Here is a 3947-nt window from a genome sequence, read left to right on the forward strand (position 1 = left end):
GTGCGCCGAGGACGTCATCGGTCCCACGGTGCCATGCCGTCGGGTTCGGTGACGCGGAGGGTGACGGCGTCCTCCGGCGGGTCGAGGTCCGGGCCGGACCAGAGCGAGAGGTGGACCGGGACGGCGACCGGCTCGCCGGTGGACCAGGAGCCCAGCGCGTCGAGGTCCAGGTCGTAGGTCAGCGTGGTGCGCTCGCCCGGTGCCAGGACGACACGCCGGACCGCGAGCAGGGTGCGGCGGCGGGGACGGACGCCGAGCTCGTGGCGGCGGCCGTAGAGCGGGACGGGCAGGTCGATCGGGCGCGGGCCGTGGTGGCGGACGTCCACGGTGACCGTCGTCCGCGGGTCGGTGGTGCTGACCGGGGTGAGGGGTCCGCGGACCGTCGCGATCAGGCCCGGTGCGTGGGCGGTGCCGAACGGCAGACCCTGCGGGTGGCGCTGGTCGACGTAGCCGCGGGCGGTCTCCCGGCGTTCGTCGTGCGCGACCGGGAACACGCCGTCCGCGACCGGGAAGGTGGCGGGCAGCCGCCCGCCGCCGTGGCCGGTCAGCAGGGCATCGGCGACGGCATCGCCCCCGAGCGGGCCGGGGAACGGGACGACCAGCAGGGTGTCGACCAGGTCGGCGAGCGCGGTGAGCGGGCGCGGACGGCCGTCGATCACCACCCCGACCACCGGACGGCCGGCGGCCCGTGCGGTTCGGACGACGGCGAGCTGGGCGTCGGGCAGCGCGAGGCCGGCCAGGTCGACGCCCTCGCCGTTGGTGGTGTCGGCGGCGGGACCGTCGACCGCGCCGTTGTCGGCGAACTCGTCGTCGTAGGAGCGGCGGCTGGTGCCACCGAGGACGACCACGGCGACGTCGGCCGCGGCGCAGGCGGCCCGGACCGCGGTCAGGGGGTCAGGGGACCCGTCGGGATCGAGGGGGCCGCGCAGGCGGCTGCCCGGCGCGTGGCGCACCCGGTCCGTGCCGAGCCGGGCGGTCAGGGCCGCGCGCACGGTCGTGGCCTCGGCATCCTGCGGCGGCCGGGGCGGGGTGTAGTCGCCGAGCTGGGCGTCCAGGTCGTCGGCGTTCGGTCCGACCACGGCGACGGACACGGCGGGTGCGAGCGGCAGGACGGCGGCCCGGTCGTGCACCAGGACCACGGACTGGCGGGCTGCGCGGGCGAGCAGGGCGGTCCGGTCCGGCGGGGTGATGCGGTCGTGCGGGGGATCGGCGGGCGACGGGGCGTCCGCCCGGTCCAGCAGTCCCAGCCGTCGCTTCACCCCCAGCACCCGCTCCACCGCGCGGTCCAGCACCGCCTCCTCGACCAGCCCGCGGTCCAGCGCCTGCTCGATGTGGGTGAACGCGTCGTCCCACAGGCTGAGGTCCACCCCGGCGTCCAACGCCAGGGCGGCCGCCGCGGCGGGGTCGGGGGAGCTGTCCCGCAGCCGGTCGATCGCGGTGCCGTCGGCCATCACCAGGCCGTGCCAGCCCCACTGCTCGCGCAGCACCCCGGTGAGCAGGGCGCGGTTGGCGGAGCACGGGACGCCGTCGATGTCGTTGTAGGCGGCCATGAACCCGGCGACCCCGGCGGTGGCGGCGGCATGGGCGGGGCGCAGGTGGATCTCCCCGAGCTCGCGGGGACCGATCGGGGCGCCGGAGCCGTTGCGGCCGCCGATGCCGGCGCCCTGGGCGGCCAGGTGCTTGGCGACCACCGCGACGTGGCCGCCGTCGATGGCGTGGCCGGTGCCCTGCATCCCGTGCACGGTCGCGGCGACCAGGGCGGCGGCGAGGGCGGGGTCCTCGGAGAAGCACTCCTCGGCCCGGCCCCAGCGCGGGTCGCGCAGCACGTCCAACCCGGAGACCAGCGCCACGTGCGTGCCCCGGGCACGGGTCTCCGCGGCGACCAGGGCGGCGAGCTCCTCGGTGAGTCCGGGGTCCATCCCGGCGCCCAGCGCGAGGTTCACCGGCAGCGTGGTGCCGCCGAGGGCCATCAGCCCGTGCGGCACCTCCTCGACGAACAGCACCGGGATGCCGTCGCCGTACCGGGTGACGTGCTCCTGCACCGCGGCGTAGGCCTCGGCGCTGCGCTCCGGCGGGATGCCGTTCGACCAGCGGACCGCGGACCAGGGATCGGCGCGCAGCACGCCGTACAGCGCGCCGATCCCGCCCCAGCGGTCGACCTCGGCACGCAGCACGTCGGTGATCCGGGGCGCGCCGTCGACCCAGCGCACGGCCTCCCAGCCCTTGAGGCGCTGGTTGACCTGACCGATCCTGGTCCGCAGGTCCCGGCTCATCCCTTGACCGCGCCCGACAGCAGCGCGCGCTGCATCTGGCGCTGGAGCAGCGTGTACACCAGGTAGACCGGCAGCAGGGTGAACAGCGTCCCGGCCATCAGCACGCCGTAGTCGGTGCCCGCGTCGACCTTGAGGGTGGGCAGGGCGACCTGGATGGTGCGCTGGGCGGTGTCCGGGCCGATCAGGATCAGCGGGTACAGGTACGCGTTCCAGAACGACAGGAAGTTCAGCAGCAGCACGGTGGCGATGCCGGGCACGCAGATCGGCAGGTAGACCTGCCGCAGCACCTGCAACGGGCTGGCGCCGTCCATCGACGCCGCCTCCTCCAGCTCGCGCGGGATCGTGCGCATGAACGAGGTCAGGATGACCACGGACAGCGGCAATGCGGTCGCGGGCAGCAGGAAGACCACGAAGGTCCGGGTGTGGAACAGCCCGAGCGCCGCCGCGAGCAGGAAGGTCGGGAACAGGGCCGCGAACGACGGGATCAGGAACCCGAGGGCGAACACGCCCTCCACGATCCTGCCCGCCCGGCCGGTGGACCGGGCCAGCGCGAAGGACGCGGGCAGCGCGAGCAGCAGGGTGAGCACCAGGGCGGCGATCGTGGTCAGCGCGGAGTTGGCGATCGCCAGACCGAGGTCGGCCTGGTGGATCGCGGTGCTGAAGTTGGACAGGTCCCAGCTGCCCGGCAGGGCGAGCGGGGACTCGAAGATCTGCTCGTTGGTCTTGAACGAGCTGACCAGGAAGAAGTAGAGCGGGATCAGCAGCAGCGCGGCGTAGATCCAGGCGAGGGTGCCGCTGGCGATCGATCCGATCCGGGCGGTGAAGCGAGTCATCGTCGGGCTCCTTCTCAGTGGGTCGCACGCAGGAAGCGGCGGATCAGGCCCATGCCGATCAGGCCGATCACGAACAGGACGACGCCCACCGCCTGGCTGTAGCCGAGGTTCGCCTCGACGAAGGCCTTCTGGTAGATCAGGTACGCGAGCGTGGTGGTGGAGGTGCCGGGCCCGCCCTGGGTCAGCAGCAGCACGTTCTGCGCGGAGTTGAACAGCATCGACAGGAACTGCAGCATCGTCACCACGCCGATGAACTCGCGGGCGATCGGCCAGTACATCCGCCAGGCGATCCGCCAGTCACCGGCGCCGTCGATCCGGGCGGCCTGCACGATCTCGGTGTCGACGCCGTCCAGCCGGGCCGCGATCAGCACCGCGGAGTAGCCGATGCCGCTCCACAGCTCGACCGCGACGATCGCGCCGAGGGCGGTGCTCGGATCGGCCAGCCAGGCGGTGCCGTCGAAGCCGAGCGGGCGGATGACGCCGTTGACCAGGCCGTCCGGGTTCAGCATCGTGTAGAACACCATCGCGGTGGCCGGGGCGGAGATCAGCGCCGGGATGAACAGCAGGTAGCGCAGCACGGTGTGGCCGCGCGGCTTCTGCACCACGTAGAACGCCAGCAGGAATGCCAGGACGATCATGATCGGCAGACCGACCACGATCTGCACGGCCGAATTGCGCACCGCGGCCCAGAACGTGTCGTCCGCGAACACCGCGGAGAAGTTGTCCACCCCGGCGAAGGTCGGGGTCTCCAGCATGCCGGGCCAGCGCAGGAAGGCGATCACGAACATCGCCACCACCGGGCCGATCATGAAGACCGCGTACCAGATGAGGGCGGGCAGGG

At 73.4% G+C, this 3947-nt stretch carries 3 protein-coding genes; all 3 read right to left on the reverse strand.

Going from position 1 to position 3947, the window contains the following annotated elements; genetic code table 11:
* Positions 1 to 14: 14 nt before the first annotated feature.
* Positions 15 to 2273: a glycoside hydrolase family 3 N-terminal domain-containing protein gene (locus OGL89_RS16705; protein WP_263121304.1), complete on the reverse strand. Its 2259-nt coding sequence runs from the start codon at positions 2271 to 2273 to the stop codon at positions 15 to 17.
* Positions 2270 to 3106 carry a carbohydrate ABC transporter permease gene (locus tag OGL89_RS16710; RefSeq protein WP_263121305.1) on the reverse strand — a complete coding sequence of 279 codons (837 nt, stop codon included), beginning with the start codon at positions 3104 to 3106 and terminating at the stop codon, positions 2270 to 2272. The genes OGL89_RS16705 and OGL89_RS16710 overlap by 4 nt, the downstream gene beginning before the upstream one ends.
* Positions 3107 to 3120: 14 nt before the next feature.
* Positions 3121 to 3947, reverse strand: an 827-nt coding sequence (locus tag OGL89_RS16715) for a sugar ABC transporter permease (protein WP_263121306.1), incomplete at its 5' end; no start/stop codon positions are given.

The sequence above is a fragment of the Cellulomonas sp. RIT-PI-Y genome (assembly GCF_025642745.1).
Taxonomy (GTDB): domain Bacteria; phylum Actinomycetota; class Actinomycetes; order Actinomycetales; family Cellulomonadaceae; genus Cellulomonas.

Coding starts and splice junctions, on each gene's coding strand:
- OGL89_RS16705 (WP_263121304.1), bottom strand. CDS start 2,273: ATGAGCCGGGACCTGCGGACCAGGATCGGTCAGGTCAACCAGCGCCTC.
- OGL89_RS16710 (WP_263121305.1), bottom strand. CDS start 3,106: ATGACTCGCTTCACCGCCCGGATCGGATCGATCGCCAGCGGCACCCTC.